Here is a 25457-nt window from a genome sequence, read left to right as displayed (position 1 = left end):
GCTGGGTACGTAATCGGTGACAGGCAGGGGCAGTTGGAGCTGTCCCGGAACGCGACGCGGAACCCCGGCGTCTTTCATGCCGCAGGCCGCAGCCCGTCACCGAGTGGCGGGGAACGTGTTCTGACCCGCCTCTGGTGCTGACCCGGCTCCACCTCGTTCTGACCTGGCTCCACGTGGTTCCACCTGGTGACGGCCCGGACGGCCCCGCTGCGACGGGGCCGGGACCCCGCCGACCCGGTACGCGCTGATACGCACGGTGAAATGTCCTGCACATGGTGTGATGTGGATGGATTCGGCGTTCAACGGAAAGGAACGAGCGCTCATGCGCGAGATCCTCGGAAGGCGACGCAGGCTCCGGTTCCGGCGCAAGGCGAGGACCGCCCGTCTCGACGCGGCGGTCGCCTTCGCCGTCGAGTGGGACTGGCCCGTCCTGCCGGGAGCGGGTCTGAGAACGAAACCCCGTACGTCGGCGGGCCTGGGCGCGACGGCCCGGACCGCCATGGGCCTGGGGTCGACGGCCCGCGCGGTCGCGGCGGGCTCCGCTCCGAAGGGGCCGGCCTGCGCCTGCCCCGACCCCGACTGCGTGGTGCCGGGTGCCCACCCGTACGACCCCGGTCTGCTCGCGGCCACCACGGACGAGCGCATGATCCGCTGGTGGTGGACCCGGCGCCCGGAGGCCCCGGTGCTCCTCGCCACGGGCGGCCGCGCGCCCTGCGCGGTCAGCCTGCCCGCGGTGGCCGGGGCACGGGCGCTCGCCGCGCTCGACGCGATGGGCATGCGGCTCGGCCCGGTCGTCGCGACCCCGACCCGGTGGTCGATCCTGGTCGCCCCGTACGGCCTCGAACGGCTCGGCGAGCTGCTGTACGCGAAGGACAGCGTGCCGAGCTCCCTCCGGTTCCATGGAGAGGGCGGCTATCTACTCCTGCCGCCTTCGGTCTCCGGCACCGGGCAGGTCCGGTGGGAGCGGGCCCCGCTCACGGGTTCGGCCCGGCCGTGGCTGCCGGATGTCGAGGCTGTCGTGGACGCCCTGGTGGAGGCGAGCACGAGCACACCGGGCGGCGGGAGCCGGCTGGCGTACTGACGGGCCCGGGCGTTCACCCGAACGGGTGCGTCCTGGTCCGACTTCCCCGGGAAACGGGCGGCGGCCGACCGGGCGCCCGTCGGCCGCCGCTATGTTCAGCCCACCGTTCGAGATCTCCTGCCCGAGGTCTCCGGCCGAGCAGGAGCAGGTGGGACGCATGGGTCCGGTGAACCTTCGTGTGATCGGACTCGGGGCCGTCGTCACGGCCGCCGTCCTGCTGCCGCTCGTCGCGATGGCGGGACCGACGGGGGAACCCGTACGGCCGGTGGACGCGGCGCACGGGGGAGATGCGGCCGGCGAGGACGCGAAGGCGGGCGGCGGTGCCGCGGATCTGCTGGAGGGGCTCGGCCTCGGATCCTCTACACCCGTGTCCCCTGACCCGTCCACCCCCGCCGCCGCTCCGGCCGCCCCGGGGCTCCCGGAGCGGGTCACGAACTGTGGGCCGGAACTCGCCTCCCCCGACGGGGTCGAGGCGCAGACCTGTGTGCTCGCCGAGGGTCGGGACACCTGGGCGCGGACGTACTACCGGAACGCGAGCGGCCAGGGGCTCGACGCGTTTCTGACCCTGATGGCTCCCGGCGGGCGGACCGTGCAAGTCCGCTGTGTCGTCACGGCACAGGACGAACCGGGGACCTGCGAAACCCCCAGGGAGCGGGCGCGCGGCGCGGCCACGGCCTATACGGCGGTCGCGGAATTCGCGGGTGCCGGCGAGGGGGACAGCACCCCGCTGCTGTTGCGTGCGGGCAGCAACACCGCGGACAGCGAAGGAAGTTGAGCGTCGACGCTCCGGCCCTGCCGGAAGCGGACATGGAAAGGCCCGGTCGCTGGCGACGGGGGATGCACCAGCGACCGGGCTTCCAGAACGGTAACAAGAGATCTGCTGTTCGCAAATTCGATCTCGGTTATTCGGACAGGGAATTACCTGTCCGCAGACCGGGTTGTGGCGGAAGTCACCGACTGGTCGGTCTGTCAGTCACCGATACCACCTGGGGTATCAGCTGAGAGTGACCTGACGGTTCGTGAGGCCGCCCCGCGCGCGCCGCTCCTCGGCCGTCAGCGGAGCGTCCGAGGCGAGCGCCCCGGCGAGCCGCTCGGCGAACTCGGCGGCCGGCTTCTCGCACTCCTCCGCCGTCATCGAGGTCGGCAGGTCCCAGACCGGGACCATCAGGCCGTGGGCGCGGAACGAACCGACGAGCCGGGTGTCGGCGCCGAGGGAGGTGCCTTCGCCGGCCTGGAGGCGGGCGAGGGCGTCGAGCAGCTTCTCCTCCGGGTACGGCATGACCCAGCGCAGGTGGTTCTTGTCCGGGGTCTCGCACCAGTACGCCGAGTCGACACCGGCCAGCTTCACGGTCGGGATCGCGGCGGCGTTGGCGCGCTCCAGGGAGGCGGCGACCTCCGGGTCGGTACCGTCCGCGGACTGCGGGATCCAGAACTCGAATCCGGAGTGGACCTCCGGGGCGAACGCGGCGTCGGCGTCCAGCAGGTCCTGCAGGCGCGGGCCCTCGGCGGGGACGCGGCGGGCGGGGACCGGGGTGCCGGGCTCGACCTCGAGGGCGCGCTGGAGCGTGTCGGCGAGGTCGCGGGCGAGGTCGCCGGAGGTGGAGTCGTTCTGCAGGGCGAGCAGCACGGAGCCGTCGTCGCGGCGCAGCGCCGGCCACGCCATCGGCAGCACGGTCGCGAGCGTCACGGACGGTACGCCCTCCGGGAGGCCGCCCTTCAGGGTGAGCGGCACGGTGGCGGCCGGCACCAGTTCGCGCAGCGCGACCCAGTCGCACTCGCCGGCCAGGCCCTCGAAGGGGCGCTGGACGAGCTCGGTCACGGCGTGCGCGGCGGCGCGGCCGTGACACGCCTTGTAGCGGCGGCCCGAACCGCACGGGCACGGCTCGCGCGCGCCGACGACCGGGATCTCCCCGCTGGTGACCTGTGCCTGGCCGGCCTTGCCGGGCTTCGTCTGGGGGCGCTTCTTGGCCATGGTGTGGCTTTCTCCCGATCGCGGCGTGCGGTGTCTGTTCCGGCCGCGAGCCTAGTCGCACGGGACACCACCACTCCTCAGGCGGGCCGCGGCGGCCGGTCGGGGCCGGCCGCGCGGGCGGTCGCGCGGTCCGTCAGTCCAGGTCGTCGTACGCGTCCAGGAAGTCGAAGCCCGAGCCGCCCCCGACGCGGGTCGCGAAGTCCTCGCGGCGGTGTCCTTCGGTGACCACCACCCAGACCGTGACCTCGCCGGTCGCGCTGTCCCGTACGCCCCAGTCCTGGGCCAGCGCGCTGATGATGTTCAGCCCGCGCCCGCCCCGTGCGGTGACCGAGGGCGTCGACGGGACGGGCCGCGTCGGACCCCCGCCGTCGGTGACCTCGACCCTGAGTCCGCCCGCCGGGTCCACCCGCCAGGCAGCCCGTACGTCCCCGTCGCCCCGATCCGCGCGTCCCAGCGGCCTGCCGTACCGACAGGCATTGCTGAGCAGTTCGGAAAGGATCAGCACCGCGTCGTCGACGACCGAATCGGACACCCCGCTGCGGTACAGCTCGTCCCGCATCCGGTGTCGCGCCTCACCCACGCCCGCAGGGCCATGGGGTACGGCCATGCTCGACGACGTGGGCACCTCCTGTGCCACCACCAACGCCACCCCCGAGACCTCCTTTGCCCCACGCCACCGTGTGGATGCCCCAATGGACTGGACCGGAAACCGGCCAATCCGCGTTCGATGAGGCACTCGTGACGATCGCGTACACACGGAATGCGCCGGGGCACACCCCGTAAGCCTTGTGGGCCCTTGTGGCACAAGGGAAAAGAGGGGTACAGGGGGATTTGGAGAGGGGCAGGAATCAGTCGCGGCCGAGCTGGGCGAGAACCTGCTTGGGACGGTTGGTGATGATCGCGTCCACGCCGAGTCGCTCGCAGAGCTCCACGTCCTCCGCCTCGTCCACGGTCCAGACGTGCACCTGGTGCCCGGCCTTCTGGAGCCGCAGGATCACGGCGGGATGGTGCCGCACGATCCGGATCGAAGGCCCCGCGATGCGCGCGCCCGCGGGGAGCCGTCCGTCGCGCAGCCGCGGCGAGACGAACTGGGCGAGCGAGACGGTGGGCAGCGTCGGCGCGGCGGTGGCGATCCGGGCCAGGGAGCGGGCCGAGAAGCTCATGACGCGGACCGGGGAGTCGGCGGGGGACGCGGGCGCGTCGAGGCCGAAACGCTTGAGGAGGTGGAGGAGCCGCTCCTCGACCTGCCCCGCCCAGCGGGTGGGGTGCTTGGTCTCGATGGCCAGCTCGACCCGGCGCCCGGCGTCGGAGACCAGCTCCAGGAGGCGCTCCAGGGTGAGGACGGAGGTGGACCCGGGGTCCCGCCGGTCGGGGCTCTCGCCGGAGTCCTCGCGGCCCTTCCAGGTGCCGAAGTCGAGCGCGGCGAGGTCGGCGAGTTCGAGGGCGGAGACGGCGCCGCGGCCGTTCGACGTGCGGTCGACGCGGCGGTCGTGGACGCAGACGAGATGGCCGTCGGCGGTGAGCCGGACGTCGCACTCCAGGGCGTCGGCGCCGTCCTCGATGGCCTTCACATAGGCGGCCAGGGTGTGTTCCGGTGCGTCCTCGGATGCTCCACGGTGGGCGACGACCTGGAGGGGGACGCGGTGCGGGTGCTGCCGTGCGTGAGTCACGGCGTCATGGTGCCATTGGCGAGGCGCGGCGGGCACACCGGAACGAGTCCGTTCTGTCCCTATATAAAGGTGGGGGCGCCCACGCACAGCTCCGCCTTACGGCGGCCTGACGTCCTGTGGGAAAAGCTGGTGCAGCACCCTGGAGCCAGGTGGGACCACAGAGGGACCACGTGGGACCACAGAAGGACCACGTACGAACCCACCCCCGCGCAGTCAACGAGGAGAGCGAGCTGTGAGCACCGAGAACGAGGGCACGGCGGTTCCGGCGGACCAGTCCGACTCGTCCGCACCGCAGACGCCTCCGACGCCCCCTTCGCCGACCGAGCCCCCGGCGCAGACCCAGCCCCTGCCGACGACGGCTCCCGCCCCGACGGCCCCGCCTGCCGCGGCTCCGGCTCCCGCCCCGGCCCCGGCGTACACCCAGCCTCAGCCCCAGCACCCGGCCCAGGCGCCCGGTCACGCCCCCGCCGCCCCCGAACCGGTCGCGGCCGGTGCGGCGGGCGGCTGGCCGCCGCCCCCGCCGTCCGTACCGGCCTGGGGTGCCCCGCAGCACCCCGCGCCCGCCGCTCCCGGCGCGCCGCGCAGACGGACCGGCGGCGTCGTGGCGGCGGTCCTGGTCGCGGCGCTCGTGGCGGGCGGTGTCGGCGGCGGCATCGGCTACTGGGCGGCGCAGCGCGGCGACGACGGCGTGAGTTCGACGACGGTCTCCTCGGGCGAGGCTCCGGCGTCCTTCAAGCGGGATCCCGGGACGGTCGCGGCGGTCGCGGCGCAGGCGCTGCCGAGCGTGGTCACGATCCAGGCGAAGTCCGGCGGGTCGCAGGGCGAGGGCGGTACGGGCACGGGCTTCGTGTACGACCAGGAGGGCCACATCGTCACCAACAACCACGTGGTGGCGTCGGCGGCGGACGGCGGCACGCTCTCCGTGACCTTCTCGGACGGCAAGTCGTACGACGCGGAGGTCGTGGGCCGCGCCGAGGGCTACGACGTGGCCGTGCTGAAGCTCACGAACGCGCCGAAGAAGCTGAAGCCGCTGCCGCTGGGCGACTCGGAGAAGGTGGCGGTCGGCGACTCGACGATCGCGATCGGCGCGCCGTTCGGCCTGTCGAACACGGTGACCACGGGCATCATCAGCGCGAAGAACCGGCCGGTGGCCTCGGGCGACGGCTCCGGCGGGAGCAGCTCGTACATGAGCGCGCTGCAGACGGACGCGTCGATCAACCCGGGCAACTCGGGCGGCCCGCTGCTCGACGCGAACGGCGCGGTGATCGGCATCAACTCGGCGATCCAGTCCACCGGCAGCGGCTTCGGCCAGTCCCAGGCGGGCTCGATCGGCCTCGGCTTCGCGATCCCGGTCAACCAGGCGAAGAACGTGGCGCAGCAGCTGATCAAGACGGGCAAGCCGGTGTACCCGGTGATCGGCGCGACGGTGAACATGAACGAGAAGGGCGACGGCGCCACGATCGCCTCGCAGGGCACCGGCGGCACGCCCCCGGTCACCCCGAACGGCCCGGCGGCGAAGGCCGGTCTGAAGGCGGGCGACGTGATCACGGGCTTCGGCGACCACCAGATCGACAGCGGCCCGACGCTGATCAGCGAGATCTGGACCCACAAGCCGGGCGACCAGGTCAAGATCACGTACGAGCGGGACGGCAAGACGGAGACGGCCACGGTGACGCTGGGCGAGCGCACGGGCGACAGCTGACGGACCGCGGGGCCGGTCGTGGGGGCCGGCCCGCACACGAGGGAGGGGAGTACCGGTGATCCGGTACTCCCCTCCCTCGTCACGTCCTGCGACGGCGTCACATGGACGCGCGTGCCGTACGGGGCCGCCGGTGACCGGGGCGGCGGGGCTCGTCGTCGCCCATGATCAGCAGCGGGTCGAACATCACGACGGCCGCGGCGAGGACGAGGAAGATCAGCGGCCCGACCAGCATCGGGAGCACGGTGAGCAGCGAGGAACCCTCGGCGGCGTGCGAGGCCTCGTCCACGTGGACGCTGACCGCGGCCATGCCGGTGTAGTGCATGCCGGTCACGGCGACGCCCATGATCACACTGGCGCCGAGGCTGGCCAGGAAGCCGCGGACGGAGACCGCTGCCCAGAGGGCGGCGGTCGCGGCCACCACGGCGATGACGATGGACAGGGCGACGACGAGGGGGTCGTAGCCGAGCTGTCCGTTCATGCGCATCGCGGCCATGCCCAGGTAGTGCATGCCGGCGACGCCGAGTCCGGTGAGGGTGCCCGCGAGGAGCAGCGGGGCCGGGCGGACGCCGTGGTAGCCCACGATGAAGACGCCGATGCCGACCACGGCCACGGCGACGACGAGGCTGAGGAACGTCAGGGACGCGTCGTACGAGAGGGGGGTCTCGGCCACGCGGAAGCCGAGCATGGCGATGAAGTGCATCGTCCAGATGCCGCACCCGATGGACGCCGCGCCGAGCGCCAGCCATCCGGGCTTCCGCGCACGGTCGGTGCTGAGGGACCGGACTGTGCAGCGCAGCCCCAGGGCGCTGCCCAGGCAGGCCATCACGTACCCCACCAGAGGGGTGACCATGCCATAGCTGAAGCCGTCGATCGTGCCGTGCACCGTGTTGCCCTCTGAACCTTCGGAATTACGCACACGCCGAGAAAAGGCGCGTGTGTGGAGATCTTGTGAACAAAGGACTTTAACCCGGCTCTCCCCCTGTTCCACCCCAAGTCGGCCCATCGCACCCCGGCCTCCCGAGCCGGTACGCTGTAGCCGCTCCGGCCCAGGTGGCCCGGGGCGAGGGTGGGTTGCCCGAGCGGCCTAAGGGAACGGTCTTGAAAACCGTCGTGGCAGCGATGTCACCGTGGGTTCAAATCCCACACCCACCGCAGCGGAACGGCCCCCGGCCTGCAGTCAGGTCGGGGGCCGTTCGCGTGTCCGCTCGTGCGGCGTGGGTGGGCCCCTAGTGGCTGAAGTGTTCCGCGAGGTCCAGGAACACGGTCACGCCGAAGACGGCCAGGGCTACCGCGCCGAGGAGCAGCAATGACACGACCAGCGCAATGGCCATCGTGATGTGGGTGCGTCTCACGGCCGACTCGTAGGCCGTGTCGTCGTCCCCGTCCTGCTTCCGCATGGTGAACCCCCTTGGTGCGCACCGTACAAGAGCCGCCGCCGGTGGCCCGTCCCGGAGAGGCGCCGGACTGCCGGGTCGGGGGTCCTGGCCCGAGGGCTTGCGTTCTGCGGATGCGGTGCGGGGGTGGTGCCGCGATGCTGGAGGGGCCGGATCAGCCGCTAGGAGGGCCAGGATGTCTGTGTTCGACAAGCTCAAAGGGATGCTGAAGGGCCACGAGGATCAGGCCTCCAAGGGCATCGACAAGGCCGGAGACTTCGTCGACGGGAAGACGCAGGGCAAGTACAGCGGCCAGGTCGACACCGCCCAGGACAAGCTCAAGGAACAGCTGGGCGGTACGGGGCAGGCACCCGACACCCCGCCTCCGCCGCCGCAGCAGTAGCGCGACGGCACGCACCGCACATCGGGGGCGCCCCGGACTCCTGTCCGGGGCGCCCCCGGCGTATTTCCCGTGCCCGGGGCGCCTCCTTCGCCTTCAATGGACCCGGCCGAAGGGTGTCGCCGGAGGCCGTCGGTGGCCCCGTCCGGCCGTCGGTGGCCGCTTCCGGCCGCGGTCGTCGTGGGGCGTCGGAGAAGGAGGGTTCTGTCGTGGTGCGGATCGTGCTGGTGCAGGGGGACATCACCGCCGAGGCGGTGGACGCGATCGTCAACGCCGCGAACTCCTCGCTGCTCGGCGGCGGGGGAGTCGACGGCGCCATCCACCGCAAGGGCGGGCCCGAGATCCTCGCCGCCTGCCGGCAGCTGCGGCGCTCGCACTACGGCAAGGGCCTCGCGACCGGGCAGGCCGTGGCCACCACCGCGGGGCGGCTGCCCGCCCGGTACGTCATCCACACGGTCGGCCCCGTCTGGTCGGCGGAGGTCGACCGCTCGGACCTGCTGGCCTCCTGCTACCGCGAGTCCCTCCGCATCGCGGACGAGTCGGGGGCCCGTACCGTCGCCTTCCCCGCCATCTCCACCGGGATCTACGGCTGGCCCATGGAGGACGGCGCCCGCATCGCCGTGGAGACCGTCCGGGAGGCGTCCACCGAGGTGGAGGAGGTGCGCTTCGTGCTCTTCGACGCGCGCGCGTACGCCGCCTTCGAGGCGGCCGCGGGCCGGCGGGACGTTCCGTAGACCTCCTGCCGCATCGGAATTCCTTTCCTGTCAAGGATGTTCGTTCGACTCCCCGGGGCGGGGGACTCGCCGTCGCGTTCCCGCCCGAGGGCGATTGGCGGGAAATCTGCCGGAACGCTTCCTCCCTTGCGGCGCCCCGCCCGTGGCTGTCCCGAATGCGTTCCACCCCGGTGAGCTGGGCTTTTCTCATGCTGCCGGGGTTTATCTGCTTGTCCTCACGCTTGCGGGGGAATAGGGCGCTCCGAGGTGGTTCGCCGGGGATTCGGTGGGCAATTCTGGATTCGCGACGTCGAGCACGAAACGACCGGGGCGGTCGGCCAACCGCCTTGGACATGGCCGTACTTCGAAGATTCAGAGCAGTGACCGAGCAGTACAGAGAACGTCAGAGCAGTTCCGTGCACCAGCACCAGTTTTCAGTTCCCGGAGGAACAGACATGGCAAGCATCCGTACCGCCCGCATCCTCGCCGCTGCCGCCGCCCTGCCCCTCGCCGCCGCGCTCTTCACCGGGGTGGCCCAGGCCGACAACGGAGGATTCGCGGACGACGGATCGAACACGAGCGTCGCCACGATCATCGGCAGCGGCGTGGGTGGGGACAACTTCGGCAACTCGACGACGACGCAGCAGGTCGCGACCGGTTCCGGTGCCTCCAACCAGAACAACACGGCCAGCGTGAACGGCTCCGCCTTCACCCACATCGCGCAGAACAACGCGGTGGTCAACTTCGACAACCCGTGGTGGTGACCAGAAGTACGGTGCCGGCCCGACGGGGGGCGTGACCGCGGTGTGAACGACGGCCTGTGCGCCGGTGCTTCGGTACCTGCGCACGGGTCGTCGTGCTGTGTGCGTCCGCGTCCGCGCGGGTACCCGGCCGGTCGTCGACCTTGACAGGGATATGGAATCTGACGGACAGTCAGAAACCTCGTCGTCCCCACGGAAGGCCGTCTCCGTGCACCTCGCCCCGACCGAGCGGCAGCTGCGGCTGCGCGCCGAACTCCGCGCGTACTTCCGGGACCTGATGCCCGAAGGGCCGCCGTCCGCCACCGACACCGCCGCCCAGCGCGGGCTGCTCCGCCGGATCGGCGCCGACGGGTACCTCGGCCTCGGCTGGCCCGAGGAGTACGGAGGGCAGGGCCGCGGCCCCGACGAGCAGTTCGTCTTCTTCGACGAGGCGTACCGCGCGGGCGCCCCCGTCTCGATGGTCACCCTGAACACCGTCGGACCCACCCTGATGACCTACGGGACCGAGGAGCAGAAGTCCTTCTTCCTGCCCCGGATCCTGCGCGGCGAGACGGTCTTCGCCATCGGGTACAGCGAGCCCGAGGCCGGGACGGACCTCGCCTCGCTCCGGACCCGGGCGGTCCGGGACGGGGACTCCTGGCGGATCGACGGCCAGAAGATCTTCACCTCCAACGCCCAGAACGCGGACTGGATCTGGCTGGCCTGCCGCACCGATCCCGACGCGCCCCCGCACAAGGGCATCTCGATCGTCCTCGTCCCCACGGACGCCCCCGGCTTCTCCTGGACCCCGATCACGACCGTGGGCGGGCTGACGACGACCGCCACCTACTACGACGGGATACGGGTCCCCGCAGGCAATCTCGTCGGGCCCGAGCACGGCGGCTGGGGGCTCATCACCAACCAGCTCAACCACGAGCGGGTCGCGCTCGCCGCGATCGGCATGCAGGCCGAGGACTTCTTCGCGGCCTCGCTCGACCGGGCACGCACCCCCGATCCGGTGACGGGACGGCGTCGCGTGGACGAGCCGTGGATCCGGATCCGCGCCGCCGAGGCGCACGCCCGGCTGGCCGCGACCCGCCTGCTGAACTGGCGGCTCGTGGGCGACGTGGGGGCGGGCCGGCTGGCCCCGGGGGACGCGAGCGGAGTGAAGTTCGCGGGAACCGAGTCGGCGGTGGAGGTGTACCGCATCTGCCAGGAGATCGCGGGTGGGGCGGGAACGGTGCGAGCGGGGTCGCCGGGGGAGTTCGGCGGCGGCGAGCTGGAGCGCATGAACAGGGCCGCGCAGATCAACACCTTCGGGGGCGGGGTGAGCGAGGTGCAGCGCGAGATCGTCGCGAGGATGCGGCTCGGCATGAAGGGGAGGGGGCGGCGATGAGCGAGGTGACAGGCGGGGGAGAGCGGCCTGCGGCGAGTGGTGCGCGGGCCGGGGCAGGTGGCGCGGAAGCCCCTAAGGAAGCCCCTGAGCAAGCCCCTGAGCAAGCCCCTGCGGCGAGCGGTGCCGCGCAGCCCGACGCGCTGTACGAGCGGCTCGTGGGGTTCGAGGGGCGGCCCGCCGCCACCGCCGGCACCGGCAAGGACCCCGTCAACCTGCCCATGATCAGGCACTGGTGCGAGGCGATGGGCGACGCCCACCCCGCCTACCGGGGACCGGACGCCGTCGCGCCCCCGACCATGCTCCAGGCCTGGACGATGGGCGGCCTCTCCGGGCACACGGACCGCTCGTCGGCGTACGAGGAGCTGTTCGGCCTCCTCGACGGTGCCGGATACACCTCGGTCGTCGCGACCGACTGCGAGCAGGAGTACCTGCGGCCGCTGCGGCCCGGCGACGCGATCACCTTCGACACCGTCATCGAGTCCGTGTCGGAGCGCAAGACCACCAAGCTCGGATCGGGGCACTTCGTCACCACCCGCACGGACGTCCGCGCGGACGGCGAACTCGCGGGCACCCACCGCTTCCGCATCCTCAAGTACGCGCCGACCGCCCGGCTCCCCCGGAAGGCGGAGCCCCCGGCCGAGCGCCTTTCCGGGCCCAAGGCCGAGCCCAAGGCCGATCCCAAGGCCGATCCCAAGGCCGAGCCGAAGCCCGAGCCGAAGCCCGAGCCGAAGCCCGAGCCGAAGCCCGAGCCGAAGCCCGAGCCGAAGCCCGAGCCCAAGCCCGCCCCCCGCCGCCCCCGCCCCGTCGTCAACCGGGACAACGCAGGCTTCTGGGAGGGCGTGGCCGATCACCGGCTCCTCGTCCAGCGCTGCGGCGGCTGCGCCGCCCTGCGTCTCCCCTGGCTCCCCGGCTGCGCCGACTGCGGCTCGCCGGAGTGGGACACCGTCGAGGCGAGCGGCACCGGGACGGTCTTCTCGTACGTGGTGATGCACCATCCGCCGTTCCCCGCCTTCGACCCGCCGTACGCGGTCGGGCTGATCGAACTCGCCGAGGGCGTACGGATGATCAGCAACGTGGTGGGGGTGCCCTACGACAAGGTCCGGATCGGGATGCCGGTCCGGCTGGAGTTCCTGCGGGTCGACGAGGACCTCGTGCTTCCCGTCTTCCGCGCCGAAGGCGAGGCCTGACATGGATTTCACCCCCACCGAGGAGCAGACGGCCGTCCGCGAGCTGGCCGCCCGGATCTTCACCGACCTCAGCACCCACGAGCGGCTCGGCGCGGCCGGCGGCGGCACGGACGCCGAGCTGTGGAAGGCGCTCTGCGCCGCCGGACTCCCCGGCGCCGTCGAGGAGACCGGGCTGCTCGGCCTGGTCCTGCTCCTGGAGGAACAGGGGCGGGTGACGGCGCAGGTGCCGCTCGCCGCCGGCTGCGCGTACGGGATCCTCGCCGTCTCCCGGCACGGTACGGACGAGCAGCGCGGCCGTCTGCTGCCCGGCCTCCGCGACGGGACGACGGTGGTGACGGGGGCGTTCCCGGCCACCGGCACCGGCACCGGCACCGGCACCGTCACCTCGCGCGACGGGCGGCTCAGCGGGGCCGTGGAGTGGGTGCCCTGGCTCAGGGACGCCACCCATGTGCTCGTACCGGACGAGGAGCGGACCCTGTGGCTGGTCCGTACCGAGGACGCGGCCCGGATCGACCCCGTGGAGCTCACCGCCCCCTGGTCCGCCGGCCGGCTCGTCCTCGACGGGACGCCGGGGGAACGGCTCGGTGGGCCCGGCGGGGACCCGAACCCGGACACGTACCCGCACACGAAACCGCGCCCGGACACGAACCCGCGCTCGAACCCTGACCCGCACCCGCACCCGCACCCGGACCCCTACGCCGACGTGCTCGCCGCCGCCCGCATCGCCTTCGCCGGGCTCCAGGCGGGGGTCTGCGCGGGTTCGCTCGCCAGGGCCGTGGAGTACACCTCCGTACGGGAGCAGTTCGGCCGCCCGCTCTCCACCCACCAGGCCGTTCAACTGCGCGCGGCCGACGCGTACATGGACACGGAGGCCATCCGCGTCACCGCCTACGAGGCGGCCTGGCGCTTCGACGAGGGCCTGGACGTCGGCGAGGCGGCCCTGACCACCGCCTGGTGGGCCTCCGAGGCGGGGAAGCGGGTCGTGCACGCCGGGCAGCATCTGCACGGCGGCATGGGCGCGGACCTCGACCACCCCGTCCACCGGCACTTCCTGTGGGGCCGGCAGCTCGACGCCTATCTGGGCTGCGGCACCGAACTCCTCGCCGAACTCGGCGACCTGCTCGCGGAAGGAGACGCGTCATGAAGGCCGGGGACGAACTGCCGCCGCTGGCGATCCCGATCACCCGCACGCTGATCGTCGCCGGGGCCGTCGCCTCCCGCGACTACCAGGACGTGCACCACGACGCCGAACTGGCCCGCGAGAAGGGCTCCCCGGACATCTTCATGAACATCCTCACGACCAACGGGCTCGTCGGCCGGTACGTCACCGACCACTTCGGCCCCCGCGCGGTCCTCCGCAAGGTCACCATCCGGCTCGGGGCCCCCAACCACCCCGGCGACACCATGGTCCTCAGCGGCACGGTCACCGCGGTCGACGGGAACACCGCGCAGGTCAGGGTGGTCGGGGCCAACGGGCTCGGCCACCACGTCACCGGCACGGTCGCCGTCGAGGTGGCGCCATGAGCGTCCGCCACCGGGACGGGCTCGGCGGGCGGGCCGCCGTCGTCGGGATCGGGTCGACGGAGTTCTCCAAGGACTCCGGGCGCAGCGAACTCTCCCTCGCCGCCGAGGCGGTGCGGGCGGCCCTCGACGACGCCGGGCTGACCCCCGCCGACGTCGACGGACTCGTCACCTTCACCATGGACACCAACCCCGAGATCACCGTCGCCCAGGCGTCCGGCATCGGGGAACTGTCCTTCTTCTCCCGCGTGCACTACGGCGGCGGGGCCGCCTGCGCCACCGTGCAGCAGGCCGCGCTCGCCGTCGCCACCGGGATCGCCGAGGTCGTCGTCTGCTACCGGGCGTTCAACGAGCGCTCCGGGCGCCGCTTCGGCTCCGGGGTCCAGCAGCGCGAGCCCTCCGCCGAGGGCGCGGCGCTCGGCTGGCAGCTGCCGTTCGGGCTGCTCACCCCGGCCTCCTGGGTCGCCATGATCGCCCAGCGCTATCTGCACGCGTACGGGCTGACGCCGGAGGCCTTCGGCCATGTCGCGGTCACCGACCGGCGCCACGCCGCCCGGAACCCGGCCGCGTACTTCCACGGGAAGCCGATCACCCTCGCCGACCACGCCGCCTCGCGCTGGATCGCCGAACCGCTGCGGCTCCTCGACTGCTGCCAGGAGACCGACGGCGGGCAGGCGATCGTCGTCACCTCCGTCGAGCGCGCCCGCGACCTGCCGAACCCGCCCGCCGTGATCCTGGCGGCGGCGCAGGGCGCCGGGCGGAAGCAGGAGGCGATGACCAGCTTCTACCGGGACGATCTGACCGGGCTTCCGGAGATGGGTGTGGTGGCCCGTCAGCTGTGGCGGACCTCCGGGCTCGCCCCGAGCGACATCGACGTGGGCATCCTGTACGACCACTTCACGCCGTTCGTGCTGATGCAGCTGGAGGAGTTCGGCTTCTGCGGGCCCGGGGAGGCGGCCGGCTTCGTCGCGGCGGACGCGCTGCCGCTGAACACCCACGGGGGCCAGCTCGGGGAGGCGTACCTGCACGGCATGAACGGCATCGCCGAGGCGGTACGGCAGCTGCGCGGCACCTCGGTGAACCAGGTGCCCGGGGCGGCGCGGAGTCTGGTCACGGCGGGCACCGGGGTTCCCACGTCCGGGTTGATCCTGGGCACGGACGGCTGAGGAGACGGCCCCTGCGGTGGCCGTGCGGGGCGGGCGGTTCTTCACTCGCCGCATGAACACACACGCAGGGGCCGCCGAGGATCCGTCCTCGCCGCCGCCTATCTCTCCTCCGCTGTCGTCCCCGGCCTCGCCTTCCTCGCCTTCCTCGTCCTCCTCGTCCTCCCTGTCCTCCTCGTCCTCGTCGCGGGTGACGGCCAGGGTGGTTCTCGCCGCCGTGGTGACCGTCCTGACGGGGGCGACCCTCGCCCTCGCCGCCACACCCCTCGCACCCACCCACACCACCCGCACCACCCACCCCACCCCCGCTCTCGGCCCCCAGGCCCTCGACCCTCCCCTGCGGTTCACCGGGCGGGCCTTCGACACCTGTGAGGCCCCGGGGCTCGCGCAGATGAAGGCCTGGCGCGGCTCGTCGTACGGCGCCGTCGGGATCTACTTCGGGGGCCGGGGGCGCGGCTGCCCCGCGCAGCGCGAGCTGAACCGCGCCTGGGTCAGCGCCGTCCACACCATGGGCTGGCGACTGCTGCCCCTGTACGTCGGTTCCCAGGCGCCCTGTGTCGTCTCGCCCGCCAAGCGGCCCTTCGCCCTCGGCAGCCAGCCCTGGACCCAGGGCACCGGGGAGGCGGGCGACGCGGTCCGGGCCGCGCGGGCGCTGGGGCTGGGCGCGGGCAGCCCGCTGTACCTCGACATCGAGGCGTACCGGGACGGCGACGCCCGCTGCGCCGCCACGACCCTCTCCTTCGTGCGCGGGTGGAGCCGGGAGGTGCGGCGGCTGGGGTATCTGCCGGGGTTCTACAGCAGCGCCGACACGGGGGTACGGGACATCGAGGCGCAGCGACGGGCGGGGACGAAGGACCTGCCGGAGGTGATGTGGTTCGCGCGGTGGCGTGGCCGGCCCTCGCTGTACTCGGAGAGCGTGCTGCAGCCGGAGGCGTGGATGCCGCACGCGCGGATCCACCAGTACGCGGGCAACGTCGCGGAGTCGCACGGCGGGCACCGCATCCTCATCGACCGGAACGCGGTGGACGCCCCCGTGGCCCGCGTCACCCCCGCCACCACCCGGACCACGCCCTCCGCCCCCGAGACCCCCGAAGTCCCCGAGGCCCTCGAAGTCCCCGAGGCCCTCGAAGTCCCCGAGACCCCCACCGCCCCCGAAGTCCGCACCGCCCCCGAAGTCCCCACCGGCCCCGACTCCGAAGGCCTCCGGCCCTCACCCCTCCCCGACTCCGGGGGTCCCCGACCCTGAGGTGCCCCCGAGGGGTCTCCACCCAGAGGAGGTGGAGGTGTCTCCACCCCTACAACCTGAGGCGGACGGCGGGTCGGGACCTGGGGCCGATCCGCCGGGCACCCCTCCCCTCCTAGCGTGGAGTCATGACTCCGCCACCCTCTGGCCCCGTCTGCGCCGGTGCCTCGCAGTACGCGTCGTACCCGACCTTCTCCTCGTACGTACGGGCGCGTGGGCCCGTGCTCCTGCGCACCGCGCGCTCCCTGACCGCCAACCCCTGCGACGCCGAGGACCTGCTCCAGACCGCGCTCGCCAAGACGTTCATGGCCTGGGAGCGCATCGAGGACCACCGTGCCCTGGACGGCTACGTCCGCCGGGCGCTGCTGAACACCCGTACCTCCCAGTGGCGCAAGCGCAAGGTCGACGAGTTCGTCTGCGAGGACCTGCCCGAGCCCACGGGGCTGCCGGAGCCGGACCCGGCCGAGCGCCAGGTGCTGCACGACGCGATGTGGCGTGCGGTGCTGAAGCTGCCGGAGCGGCAGCGGCAGATGGTGGTCCTCAGGTACTACGAGGACCTCAGCGAGGCCCAGACGGCCGAGGTGCTCGGGGTGTCGGTCGGGACGGTCAAGAGCGCCGTCTCGCGGGCCCTCGGCAAACTCCGCGAGGACCCGGAGCTGACCCCCGTACGGTGACCCGTACGGGGCCCGATCCCCCGGGCCCCCGCGTCGCCGCCCGACTCCCGCCAGTAATCACTGGCAATTTCCCTACTCCCGGGTAGTGACATACCGAGCGGTACGGGCGCAGAATCTCCACACCCCCTTACTGCCACGTAGCGCCCACCGGGAGGACGCCCCGTGTACAGCACCATGCAGGACGTACAGCTGACCGTGAGCCGCATCCTCAAGCACGGGATGACGATCCACGGGAAGTCCACCATCACCACCTGGACGGGCGAGCCCGAGCCGCAGCGCCGCACGTTCGCGGAGGCGGGAGCACGCGCGCACCAGCTGGCCAACGCCCTGCGCGACGAACTCGGCGTCACCGGCGACCAGCGGGTCGCCACCCTGATGTGGAACAACTCGGAGCACGTCGAGGCCTACTTCGCGATCCCCTCCATGGGCGCGGTCCTCCACACGCTCAACCTCCGCCTTCCCCCCGAGCAGCTGGTGTGGATCGTCAACCACGCCGCCGACCGGGTCGTGATCGTCAACGGCTCGCTGCTCCCCCTCCTCGCCCCGCTGCTCCCGCACCTGCCGACGGTCGAGCACGTCGTCGTCGCGGGACCCGGGGACCGTTCGGTCCTGGACGGCGTCGCCCCGCGCGTGCACGACTACGACGAGCTGATCGCGGGCCGCCCGACCACGTACGACTGGCCGGATCTGGACGAGCGCACCGCCGCCGCCATGTGCTACACCTCCGGCACCACGGGCGACCCCAAGGGCGTGGTCTACTCCCACCGTTCGATCTACCTGCACTCGATGCAGGTGAACATGGCCGAGTCGATGGCGCTGACCGACCAGGACACGACCCTCGTGGTGGTCCCCCAGTTCCACGTCAACGCCTGGGGCCTGCCGCACGCCACCTTCATGACCGGCATCAACATGCTCATGCCGGATCGTTTCCTCCAGCCGGCCCCGCTCGCCGACATGATCGAGCGCGAGAAGCCGACGCACGCGGCCGCCGTCCCCACCATCTGGCAGGGACTGCTCGCCGAGGTCACCGCGAACCCGCGCGACCTCTCCTCCATGAAGCAGGTCACCATCGGCGGCGCGGCCTGTCCGCCCTCGCTCATGGAGGCGTACGACCGGCTCGGCGTCCGCCTCTGCCACGCCTGGGGCATGACGGAGACCTCCCCGCTGGGCACGATGGCGCACCCGCCGGCCGGTCTGAGCGCCGAGGAGGAGTGGCCGTACCGGGTCACGCAGGGCCGCTTCCCGGCCGGCGTCGAGGCGCGGCTCGTGGGCCCCGGCGGCGACCACCTGCCCTGGGACGGCGAGTCGGCCGGTGAGCTGGAGGTGCGCGGCACCTGGATCGCGGGCGCGTACTTCGGCGGCGTCGACGCGGAGGCCGTCCGTCCGGACGACAAGTTCAGCGAGGACGGCTGGCTGAAGACCGGCGACGTCGGCGTGATCAGCCCCGACGGCTACCTCACCCTCACCGACCGCGCCAAGGACGTCATCAAGTCGGGCGGCGAGTGGATCTCCAGCGTCGACCTGGAGAACGCGATCATGGCGCACCCGGCGGTCGCCGAGGCCGCCGTCGTCGCCGTGCCGGACGAGAAGTGGGGCGAGCGCCCGCTGGCGACCGTCGTCCTCAAGGAGGGGGCGACGGCGGACTACGAGTCGCTGAAGACCTTCCTCGCCGACCAGGTCGGCATCGCCAAGTGGCAGCTGCCGGAGCGCTGGGCGATCGTCCCGGCGGTGCCGAAGACGAGCGTGGGCAAGTTCGACAAGAAGGTCATCCGCAAGCAGTACGCGGAGGGCGAGCTGGACGTCACGCAGCTGTAGCAGGCCGGCGGAGGCGGGACCGGCACGGATTCGGGAAGCGGTACGGGGAGGGCAGACGCCCTCCCCGTACCGCTTCCCTGCTTCTCCGCGCGCTAGTTGGTACCGATCTTCGCGAGCAGGTCGACGATCCGGGCCTGGACCTCGGCGCTGTTCGCGCGCTCGGCGAGGAAGAGGACCGTCTCGCCGGAGGACAGCTTCGGCAGCTCCTCGTCGACGAGGTCGGCCGAGGTGTAGACGACGAGCGGGGTGCGGTTGAGCTGCCCGTTCGCCCGCAGCCAGTCGATGATCCCGGCCCGGCGGCGGCGTACCTGCATCAGGTCCATCACCACGAGGTTCGGCTGCGTCCGGGTGGCCAGCGTGACCGCCTCGGTGTCCGTGGCGGCCCGCGCCACCTGCATCCCGCGCCGCTCCAGGGTGGCCGCGAGCGCCTCCGCGATGTCCTCGTTCTCCTCGATCAGCAGGACCCGCGACGGGTGCTGCTCGCTGTCGCGCGGCGCGAGCGCCTTGAGGAGTACGGCCGGGTCGGCGCCGTACGCCGCCTCCCGGGTCGCCTGCCCGAGCCCGGCCGCGAGCAGCACGGGCACCTCGGCGGCGACGGCGGCCCGGCGCAGCGACTGCAGCGCGGTACGGGTGATGGGGCCGGTCAGCGGGTCGACGAAGAGCGCGGCGGGGAACGCGGCGATCTGGGCGTCGACCTCCTCGCGGGAGTGCACGATCACCGGCCGGTAGCCACGGTCGCTCAGCGCCTGCTGGGTGGAGACGTCGGGCGCGGGCCAGACGAGCAGCCGGCGCGGGTTGTCGAGGGGCTCCGGGGGCAGCTCGTCGTCGACGGGACGCGGCGCGGGCCGGTTGGCGACCTCGACGGCACCGCCGGGCCCGTCGAGCGGCTCGGGGCCCTCGGCGGAACCCTCGGCGGGCGCCCCTATGGCGTAGGCGCGGCCTTCGGGCGCGGCGGGGGCGAGCCCGAGGGCGGCCTCCGCCGCCGGCCCCTGCGGGTGGGGCCGGGCGTCGCCCGCGGCCGGTACGGGGAGGGCCGCCGGGACCGGGGGGTCGACCTCCGGCGGGGTGGCGAGCCTGCGGCGCCGCCCCGAACCGTTGGAGGGCGCGCCTGGGGCGGGAGGTACGGCGGGGGCTGCCGGGGCCGGTGCGACGACAGGCGCGGCTGCCGGGGCCGGCGGGACGAAGGGCACGCCCTGCCCGAGGGTCCGGACGCTGAACGCCCGCCCCTGGGTGGAGTCCTGCGACTGCGGCACGGGCTGCGGCTGCGGCCTCGACATGGGCAGCTCGGGGGGCAGCGGTACGGAGCCGGTGCCGGTCGCGGTGGCCGTTGCCGTCCCGGTGGTGGTCCCGCCGGCGCCCGGCGTCTCCGGCGGCGGCGGAGGCGTGACGGCCCTGCGGCGCCCGGTCGGCTCGGCGGCCGGGACGGGGCCCTGCGGCTGGGCGTGCGGGAGGGGATGCGGCTGCGGGGGCGTGTGGTCGGCGCCCGGGACACCCCGTACGGCCTCGTGCTGCCCCTCGTCGGAGACCGGCAGCGGCCCGGCGGCCGGCCCGGCGATCGGCTCTTCGTCGCGGTCGGCGTCGGCGGGCGGGAGCGCGAACGGCGTCCGGGGCCCGGCCTCGGCCGCAGCGGCCCGCTCCTGCGCGGCGGCGAGGGCACGGCGACGGCGCCCGCTCGGCTGCGCCTCGGGAGCGGCCTCGGCGGAGGCGACGGCGGGCAGGGCCCGCGCCAGGGCGGGCATGCCCGAAGGCTCGACGGCGACACCCTGCGGCGGTACGGCCGCGCCGAGCGCGGCCCGCCCCTGCGCGCCCTCTGCGGCGGTGACCACGGCCCCTTCGGCGGGCCGGCCGCGCCGCCGCCCGGTGGGCTCGACGACGGAGGCGTCGGAGGCACCGGGGACGGACGGGGTGGACGAGACGGGCGCGCCGGTTGGGGCGGACGGGGCGGGAAGACCGGCGACCGCGACCGCCGATTCGACCGCGGAGTTCTGCTGGGCCGGAATCAGCTCGGCGACACCGGAGGCCCCTGCGGCCCCCGGAGCACCGGCGGTGTCTCCCGTACGGCCGCGGCGGCGGCCACGGGGCTCCGCGACGGCCTCGGGCGCGACCGGGCTCTCCAGGAACGCGTCCGTGGAGGCGCGCCGGGCCCGCCGCCGCCCTCCGCCGGAGGTCTCCTCGCCCTCACCGGCGAACGCGCCGGCAGCGGGGACGAGTCCCGCGCCCGACCCCGTACCGGAAACCGTCTCAGGAGCGACCGCGGGCGCGGAGCCCGCCGGAAGGGCCTGCGCGGCGGAACCGTGCGGAGCGGCCCCCGGGGACACCGGGGAAGCTGCCTGCGGGGACGCCGGGGAAGCCATCTGCGGGGACGCCTGCGCGGGCAGCGCGAGCGCCTCGCGCCCGCCGCGGCCCGAGGCACCGCCGGCCCCCGTACCCGGCGGGGTCTCCGAGGGCGGGACCGTGCCCCGTCCGGCGCCGAGCGGGACTTCGAGGACGTACGCGCCGCCGCTCGTCCCCGGCACCTCGTGGGTCTGCACGACGCCGCCGTGCGCCGCGACGACCCCGCGGACGACCGGCCCGTGGACCGGGTCGCCGCCCGCGTACGGACCGCGGACCTCGATGCGGACGACGTCACCGCGCTGGGCCGCGGCGACGACGATGGTGGAGTCGGCCGGTACGGAGCCCTGTGCGGTGGCCCGGTTCCGGCCGGTGGCGTCGACGCCGGCGACATCGGCGACGAGGTGCGCGAGCGCGGTCGCGAGCCGGGCGGCGTCGACCTCGGCCTCGATGGGCGGCGCGTGCACGGCGAACTGGGCGCGGCCCGGCCCGATCAGCTCGACGGCCCCGTCGATGCCGGCGGACACGACCGAGTCGAGCAGCACGACGCCCTTGTCCAGCGCCTCCGTACCGGCGTCGAGACGCTGGTAGCCGAGGACGTTGTCGACGAGCGCGGTCATCCGGGCGTACCCGGCGGCCAGGTGGTGGAGGACCTGGTTGGCCTCGGGCCAGAGCTGTCCGGCGTCGTCGGCGGCGAGGGTGCCCAGCTGGGTGCGCAGCTCCTCCAGGGGGCCGCGCAGCGACTCGGCGAGGACGGCGGTGAGCTGTTCGTGCCGGGCGGCGAGGGAGGCGTACCGCTCCTGCTGCACCTCGCGCTCGGCGGCGTTCCGCTCGGCGCGGTCGGCGAGTTCGGCGGCGTTCCGCTCGGTGAGGTCCGCGATCTCGGCGGCGTGCTCCTCGACGAGCTCCTCGTACGGCCTGCGGTCGGTGAAGGTCATGACGGCGCCGACGAGCTGGTCGCCGTCGCGGACCGGGGCGGTCGTGAGGTCGACCGGGACGCGCTCGCCCTTCTTGGACCAGAGCACCTGCCCCCGTACCCGGTGCTTGCGGCCGGACTTGAGGGTGTCGGCGAGCGGCGACTCCTCGTACGGGAAGGGCTCGCCGTCGGCCCGCTTGGCGAGGATCAGCGGGTGGAGTTCCTGGCCGCCGAGCTCGCCGGCGCGGTAGCCGAGGATCTGCGCGGCGGCGGGGTTGACGAGGACGACGCGGCCGTCGGTGTCGGTGCCGACGACGCCCTCGGCCGCGGCGCGCAGGATCATCTCGGTCTGGCGCTGCGAGCGGGCGAGTTCGGCCTCGGTGTCGAGGGTGCCGGTGAGGTCGCGGACGACCAGCATGAGCAGTTCGTCGCCGGTGTAGCCGCCGTAGGAGTCGTAGGCCTCGCGGCCGTCCTCCAGGCTGGCGCTGGTCACCTCGACGGGGAACTCGCTGCCGTCCGTGCGGCGGGCGATCATCCGGGTCGGCTTGGTGCGGCCCCGCTCGTCGGTGCCCTCGGGGCGGCGCATGGAGCCGGGGATGAGACGCGAGTCGAACTCGGGCAGGAGATCGAGCAGACCGCGCCCGACGAGCGCGGTGCCCGGCGTCTCGAACATGCCGAGGGCGATGGTGTTGGCGTTGACGACCGTGCCGTTGCAGTTGACGAGCACGAGGCCGTCGGGGAGGGCGTCGAGTATGGCTGCGAGGCGAGCAGCGCCTCGGGATGGCCTGCTGCTCACGACGACGCTTCCTCCCTGACGCACTGCACGTGCTTGCCGATCGGCGGGCCCATCTTGCCCCTCGGGCCGCAGCCTGTCACTGAGGGGAGTCTAAGGGAGCCGCGGGGCGGGACTCCTGCCTCGTCCCCTCGTCACCCGCTTCTCACCCTCTCCTCACTCCCTCCTCATCCCCTGACGAGCGGAAGGACGGGCTCCAGGTTCTCCCAGCGGTCGATCTCGCAGCCGTTGGCGCGGGAGAACCGGGCGTCGACCCGCCGGCCCTGCCAGGTGCCGGTGATGTGGGCGAGGGCGGGGCCGCCGTACATCTGGGTGCAGAGCTGGTCGGCGGGCACGGGTGCGAACGGGTTCCCGCCCTCGGCGGCGAGCTGTTCGAGGCGCTTGCAGGCGTCCTGGGCGGCGGGGTGGTTCCCGCCGGCGCGGTCGTCGCACGTCAGGTCGAAGGTGCCGTCGGCCTCGGGGTGGCCGCTCTCGGAGATCGCCACGGTCAGCGAGTCGGCCGGTGAGCCCGCCGGCGAGAGCAGCGGGAGCGGAGGCAGCGGGCCGAGCCCGGCGGCCCCGGCGGCGGCGGTGGCGAGGGTGGCGATGGCGAGGCTGCGCAGCATGCGGGTCTCCAGGGACGGGGGTACGAGGGGCGCGGGTGCACGGCGTGCCCGCCCCTTCTAACGCTCCGGGGGCCGGGGCGTTGCGCAAGCGGGGTGCGCCGGGTGGGCGCCACGACGTGGCCGTGGGGCTTTGCCCTCGACCCCGGAGGGCTAGTACGGTGAGAATCGATTGGTGACGGGCGGTTCGCCTGTGTCATCATCTGCACGCACCACCCGCGTATGCGCGAGGTGCATGGAGGCGTCGCCTAGTCCGGTCTATGGCGCCGCACTGCTAATGCGGTTTGGGTCTTAAAGCCCATCGAGGGTTCAAATCCCTCCGCCTCCGCCCCACCCGAAGCCCCGGCCCCCAAGGCCGGGGCTTCGCTCGTTCCCGGCCCCTGCCCCCGCCGGACCCGAACATGTGACCCCGGTCTCTTTACCCGGCTCCCGCTGGTGACGCGCTGCTCCGACGCCCCTGGGCCCCCGACGCCTCGACTCGACGTTTTCGCAGGTCACAAGGGGTGTGGCCAATGGATTTCACATGGCGGCGGCAGTCATGTAATGTTCTTCCTGTCGCCGCGAGCGGGTCGAAAGACCGGGGAGCGAAGACAAAACAAAAGAACAAGCACTCGTAGCTTAACGGATAGAGCATCTGACTACGGATCAGAAGGTTGCAGGTTCGAATCCTGCCGAGTGCACAGCAAGGCAGAGGCCCTCAGGAGAAATCCTGGGGGCCTCTGTCGTGTGTCGTGGGGGACGGGAGGGTTAGGGTCGGATGATCCTTTTTTCTCTTCTGTGTGGGGGTGGGGCATGGCGCTCTTCGGGAACGCGCACGCGATCGATCCGGCTCAGGCTCAGCAGGACTTCGCCCGGCTGCTCGGGCCGGGGGAGCAGGTGCACGCCGCGTACCTGCTGATCCGCGACACGATCTTCTTCACCGACCGGCGGCTCGTGCTGGTCGACAAGCAGGGCATCACCGGCAAGAAGGTCGAGTACCACTCGATCCCCTACCGGAGCATCACGCACTTCGCCGTCGAGACCGCCGGCACCTTCGACCTCGACGCCGAGCTGAAGATCTGGATCTCGGGCAGCCAGATGCCCGTCCAGAAGACCTTCACCAAGGGTGTCGACATCTACGAGGTGCAGGCGATCCTCACGCAGTTCGTCGCCAAGTAGCGCACGCCGGAGGGGAGGCTTGCCGGGGGGAGAATCCCCGGCAAGCCTCCCCTTTTGGGTGAACCTGTCTGATTTGCATGTCAGTTGAATATGCCCTCGGCCTAGCTTGCGTGGCGGAGGTGATGATCGATGGACGCGATCGACATCGATGACTTGGCGTACGTCGCCACCGGCGGACCCCTGCGGCGGCTGACCGCGCCCGACGGAGCCCACTGGTTTCCCGTGGTGGACGTGGCGAAACAGCTCGGGTACTCCGGGACCCGCGAGGCGCTGCGCACGGTGGCCCTGCCCGCAGAGTGCCTGGCGTCCGCCCGGGAGCTGGTCGACGGCGAGGAGTTCCTCCGCCGCTGCGGCATCCGGGCCTCGACCCGGATGGTGAGCCTCCAGGGACTCGTCCAGCTCGTCGCGGTCTGCGGAAGACCGGAAGCCGCGCCCTTCCGCGCGTGGACCGCCGAGGTCGTGGCCGCCGTCCAGCGGGACGGCCGCTACGACCTCGAACCCTCGCCCGTCCACGCCGGGTTCGTCCTGCCCCCGGAACTGCTCGACGTCCTCGTCCGCCTGGAGGGCCGGTTCGACGAGCGGGACGCGTCCTACGTCGAGCACACCGCGTACGCCGAACTGCTCCGCGAGACGCGCCGCAGCCTCTCAAGGGTCGCCGACTCCCTTGAGCGGCTCGCCGTGCCCCGCCAGCGCACCGGCGCCGCCGTCGCCCTCACCCCGCAGGAACTCGTCGACTCCTGGGCCATCACCGGCGACGTACGGACCGTCGCCAGCTGTCTCGCCCCCGCCCTCGTCCGGGGCGGCGTCCGCTACCGGCCCCAGGACGTCACCCGCCGCACCGGGCTCTCCGGCGACCGCGTCCGGGACTGCGTACGGCTCCTCCTCGAACGCGGCTGCATGCGCGAGGTCGGCAGCCCCGACGCGGACGGCGCCCGCATCTACGTCCTGCCCTGAGCCCGTGAGGAGAGCAGGGCCCCGCCGGACCTTCGGGAGGGGGTCCCGGGCCC

The 25457-nt window shown here is 73.0% G+C and carries 23 protein-coding genes and 3 tRNA genes; 19 read left to right on the top strand and 7 right to left on the bottom strand.

What is annotated here, in order from left to right; all coding sequences use genetic code 11:
- Positions 1-322: 322 nt before the first annotated feature.
- Both ASD33_RS25345 and ASD33_RS25340 read left to right on the top strand, forming a co-directional pair.
- Positions 323-1081, top strand: coding sequence for a bifunctional DNA primase/polymerase (locus ASD33_RS25345; protein ID WP_056564954.1), 759 nt, complete (start codon positions 323-325; stop codon positions 1079-1081).
- Positions 1082-1238: 157 nt separating this feature from the next.
- Positions 1239-1856, top strand: coding sequence for a hypothetical protein (locus ASD33_RS25340; RefSeq protein ID WP_056564952.1), 618 nt, complete (start codon positions 1239-1241; stop codon positions 1854-1856).
- A 219-nt stretch (positions 1857-2075) separates the two neighbouring features.
- Here ASD33_RS25340 and ASD33_RS25335 read toward each other — a convergent pair whose 3' ends face one another.
- The 3 genes from ASD33_RS25335 to ASD33_RS25325 form a co-directional block, all read right to left on the bottom strand.
- Positions 2076-3053, bottom strand: a complete 978-nt coding sequence (locus ASD33_RS25335; RefSeq protein WP_056564950.1) for a DUF5926 family protein — start codon at positions 3051-3053, stop codon at positions 2076-2078.
- Positions 3054-3186: 133 nt separating this feature from the next.
- Entirely contained in the window at positions 3187-3789 is a 603-nt protein-coding gene (locus ASD33_RS25330) for an ATP-binding protein (RefSeq protein WP_079045012.1), read from the bottom strand.
- 112 nt (positions 3790-3901) lie between these two features.
- Positions 3902-4723 carry a glycerophosphodiester phosphodiesterase gene (locus ASD33_RS25325; RefSeq protein WP_056564946.1) on the bottom strand — a complete coding sequence of 274 codons (822 nt, stop codon included), beginning with the start codon at positions 4721-4723 and terminating at the stop codon, positions 3902-3904.
- A gap of 232 nt (positions 4724-4955) precedes the next feature.
- Between ASD33_RS25325 and ASD33_RS25320 the strand changes: the two genes are divergently transcribed.
- Positions 4956-6425 carry a trypsin-like peptidase domain-containing protein gene (locus ASD33_RS25320; RefSeq protein ID WP_056564944.1) on the top strand — a complete coding sequence of 490 codons (1470 nt, stop codon included), beginning with the start codon at positions 4956-4958 and terminating at the stop codon, positions 6423-6425.
- Positions 6426-6522: 97 nt separating this feature from the next.
- Here the strand turns inward: ASD33_RS25320 and ASD33_RS25315 are convergent, their stop codons facing one another.
- Entirely contained in the window at positions 6523-7308 is a 786-nt protein-coding gene (locus tag ASD33_RS25315) for an MHYT domain-containing protein (RefSeq protein WP_056564942.1), read from the bottom strand.
- Between the two features lie 182 nt (positions 7309-7490).
- Here ASD33_RS25315 and ASD33_RS25310 point away from each other — a divergent pair.
- Positions 7491-7577 (top strand) — tRNA-Ser (locus ASD33_RS25310).
- Positions 7578-7651: 74 nt separating this feature from the next.
- On the opposite strand, the gene ASD33_RS35580 is transcribed toward ASD33_RS25310, so the two are convergent.
- Positions 7652-7822 (bottom strand): hypothetical protein, encoded by a 171-nt coding sequence (locus ASD33_RS35580; protein ID WP_157870084.1) that lies wholly within the window; start codon positions 7820-7822, stop codon positions 7652-7654.
- 172 nt (positions 7823-7994) lie between these two features.
- Between ASD33_RS35580 and ASD33_RS25305 the strand changes: the two genes are divergently transcribed.
- From ASD33_RS25305 to ASD33_RS25255, 11 genes are all read left to right on the top strand, one after another.
- Entirely contained in the window at positions 7995-8201 is a 207-nt protein-coding gene (locus ASD33_RS25305; RefSeq protein WP_056564940.1) for an antitoxin, read from the top strand.
- A 206-nt stretch (positions 8202-8407) separates the two neighbouring features.
- Positions 8408-8932, top strand: coding sequence for an O-acetyl-ADP-ribose deacetylase (locus ASD33_RS25300; RefSeq protein ID WP_056564938.1), 525 nt, complete (start codon positions 8408-8410; stop codon positions 8930-8932).
- 434 nt (positions 8933-9366) lie between these two features.
- A complete protein-coding gene (locus ASD33_RS25295) occupies positions 9367-9675 on the top strand; it encodes a hypothetical protein (protein WP_056564937.1) in 309 nt (102 codons plus the stop codon).
- A gap of 205 nt (positions 9676-9880) precedes the next feature.
- On the top strand, positions 9881-11047 hold the full coding sequence (locus ASD33_RS25290) for an acyl-CoA dehydrogenase family protein (protein ID WP_056564935.1): 1167 nt from the start codon (positions 9881-9883) through the stop codon (positions 11045-11047).
- A 140-nt stretch (positions 11048-11187) separates the two neighbouring features.
- Positions 11188-12234, top strand: coding sequence for a bifunctional MaoC family dehydratase N-terminal/OB-fold nucleic acid binding domain-containing protein (locus tag ASD33_RS25285; protein WP_056565663.1), 1047 nt, complete (start codon positions 11188-11190; stop codon positions 12232-12234).
- Position 12235: 1 nt separating this feature from the next.
- The gene (locus tag ASD33_RS25280) at positions 12236-13378 is read left to right on the top strand and encodes an acyl-CoA dehydrogenase family protein (protein ID WP_056564933.1); all 1143 of its coding nucleotides are present in this window, start codon (positions 12236-12238) and stop codon (positions 13376-13378) included.
- On the top strand, positions 13375-13758 hold the full coding sequence (locus ASD33_RS25275) for a MaoC family dehydratase (protein WP_056564931.1): 384 nt from the start codon (positions 13375-13377) through the stop codon (positions 13756-13758). The genes ASD33_RS25280 and ASD33_RS25275 overlap by 4 nt, the downstream gene beginning before the upstream one ends.
- Entirely contained in the window at positions 13755-14921 is a 1167-nt protein-coding gene (locus tag ASD33_RS25270) for a lipid-transfer protein (protein WP_056564928.1), read from the top strand. Before ASD33_RS25275 ends, ASD33_RS25270 begins: the two co-directional genes overlap by 4 nt.
- 199 nt (positions 14922-15120) lie before the next feature.
- The gene (locus ASD33_RS25265) at positions 15121-16164 is read left to right on the top strand and encodes a glycoside hydrolase domain-containing protein (protein WP_063992033.1); all 1044 of its coding nucleotides are present in this window, start codon (positions 15121-15123) and stop codon (positions 16162-16164) included.
- A gap of 125 nt (positions 16165-16289) precedes the next feature.
- The gene (locus ASD33_RS25260) at positions 16290-16835 is read left to right on the top strand and encodes a SigE family RNA polymerase sigma factor (protein WP_056564927.1); all 546 of its coding nucleotides are present in this window, start codon (positions 16290-16292) and stop codon (positions 16833-16835) included.
- Between the two features lie 162 nt (positions 16836-16997).
- Positions 16998-18650: a long-chain fatty acid--CoA ligase gene (locus ASD33_RS25255; protein ID WP_056564924.1), complete on the top strand. Its 1653-nt coding sequence runs from the start codon at positions 16998-17000 to the stop codon at positions 18648-18650.
- Between the two features lie 92 nt (positions 18651-18742).
- Here ASD33_RS25255 and ASD33_RS25250 read toward each other — a convergent pair whose 3' ends face one another.
- Positions 18743-22693 carry a PAS domain-containing protein gene (locus ASD33_RS25250; protein WP_056564921.1) on the bottom strand — a complete coding sequence of 1317 codons (3951 nt, stop codon included), beginning with the start codon at positions 22691-22693 and terminating at the stop codon, positions 18743-18745.
- A gap of 164 nt (positions 22694-22857) precedes the next feature.
- The gene (locus tag ASD33_RS25245) at positions 22858-23295 is read right to left on the bottom strand and encodes an SSI family serine proteinase inhibitor (protein ID WP_056564918.1); all 438 of its coding nucleotides are present in this window, start codon (positions 23293-23295) and stop codon (positions 22858-22860) included.
- 234 nt (positions 23296-23529) lie between these two features.
- On the opposite strand from ASD33_RS25245, the gene ASD33_RS25240 reads away from it, so the two are divergent.
- The 4 genes from ASD33_RS25240 (at position 23530) to ASD33_RS25225 (ending at position 25404) form a co-directional block, all read left to right on the top strand.
- A tRNA-Ser gene (locus ASD33_RS25240) sits at positions 23530-23620 on the top strand.
- A 279-nt stretch (positions 23621-23899) separates the two neighbouring features.
- Positions 23900-23972, top strand: a tRNA-Arg gene (locus ASD33_RS25235).
- A 112-nt stretch (positions 23973-24084) separates the two neighbouring features.
- On the top strand, positions 24085-24450 hold the full coding sequence (locus ASD33_RS25230; protein WP_056564916.1) for a PH domain-containing protein: 366 nt from the start codon (positions 24085-24087) through the stop codon (positions 24448-24450).
- Between the two features lie 129 nt (positions 24451-24579).
- Entirely contained in the window at positions 24580-25404 is an 825-nt protein-coding gene (locus ASD33_RS25225; RefSeq protein WP_056564914.1) for a BRO family protein, read from the top strand.
- Positions 25405-25457 lie beyond the last annotated feature (53 nt).

The organism is Streptomyces sp. Root1304, assembly GCF_001426405.1.
In the GTDB taxonomy this organism is placed as follows: domain Bacteria; phylum Actinomycetota; class Actinomycetes; order Streptomycetales; family Streptomycetaceae; genus Streptomyces.
The sequence above is the reverse complement of the archived record's forward strand: the minus strand, read 5'-3'. Positions and strand labels throughout refer to the sequence as shown.

What these genes read in the sequence shown, in the direction of transcription:
- ASD33_RS35580 (WP_157870084.1), bottom strand. Translation starts at nt 7,822, where the DNA reads ATGCGGAAGCAGGACGGGGACGACGACACGGCCTACGAGTCGGCCGTG.
- ASD33_RS25335 (WP_056564950.1), bottom strand. Translation starts at nt 3,053, where the DNA reads ATGGCCAAGAAGCGCCCCCAGACGAAGCCCGGCAAGGCCGGCCAGGCA.
- ASD33_RS25340 (WP_056564952.1), top strand. Translation starts at nt 1,239, where the DNA reads ATGGGTCCGGTGAACCTTCGTGTGATCGGACTCGGGGCCGTCGTCACG.
- ASD33_RS25225 (WP_056564914.1), top strand. Translation starts at nt 24,580, where the DNA reads ATGGACGCGATCGACATCGATGACTTGGCGTACGTCGCCACCGGCGGA.
- ASD33_RS25295 (WP_056564937.1), top strand. Translation starts at nt 9,367, where the DNA reads ATGGCAAGCATCCGTACCGCCCGCATCCTCGCCGCTGCCGCCGCCCTG.
- ASD33_RS25260 (WP_056564927.1), top strand. Translation starts at nt 16,290, where the DNA reads ATGACTCCGCCACCCTCTGGCCCCGTCTGCGCCGGTGCCTCGCAGTAC.
- ASD33_RS25345 (WP_056564954.1), top strand. Translation starts at nt 323, where the DNA reads ATGCGCGAGATCCTCGGAAGGCGACGCAGGCTCCGGTTCCGGCGCAAG.
- ASD33_RS25270 (WP_056564928.1), top strand. Translation starts at nt 13,755, where the DNA reads ATGAGCGTCCGCCACCGGGACGGGCTCGGCGGGCGGGCCGCCGTCGTC.
- ASD33_RS25305 (WP_056564940.1), top strand. Translation starts at nt 7,995, where the DNA reads ATGTCTGTGTTCGACAAGCTCAAAGGGATGCTGAAGGGCCACGAGGAT.
- ASD33_RS25280 (WP_056564933.1), top strand. Translation starts at nt 12,236, where the DNA reads ATGGATTTCACCCCCACCGAGGAGCAGACGGCCGTCCGCGAGCTGGCC.
- ASD33_RS25275 (WP_056564931.1), top strand. Translation starts at nt 13,375, where the DNA reads ATGAAGGCCGGGGACGAACTGCCGCCGCTGGCGATCCCGATCACCCGC.
- ASD33_RS25245 (WP_056564918.1), bottom strand. Translation starts at nt 23,295, where the DNA reads ATGCTGCGCAGCCTCGCCATCGCCACCCTCGCCACCGCCGCCGCCGGG.
- ASD33_RS25230 (WP_056564916.1), top strand. Translation starts at nt 24,085, where the DNA reads ATGGCGCTCTTCGGGAACGCGCACGCGATCGATCCGGCTCAGGCTCAG.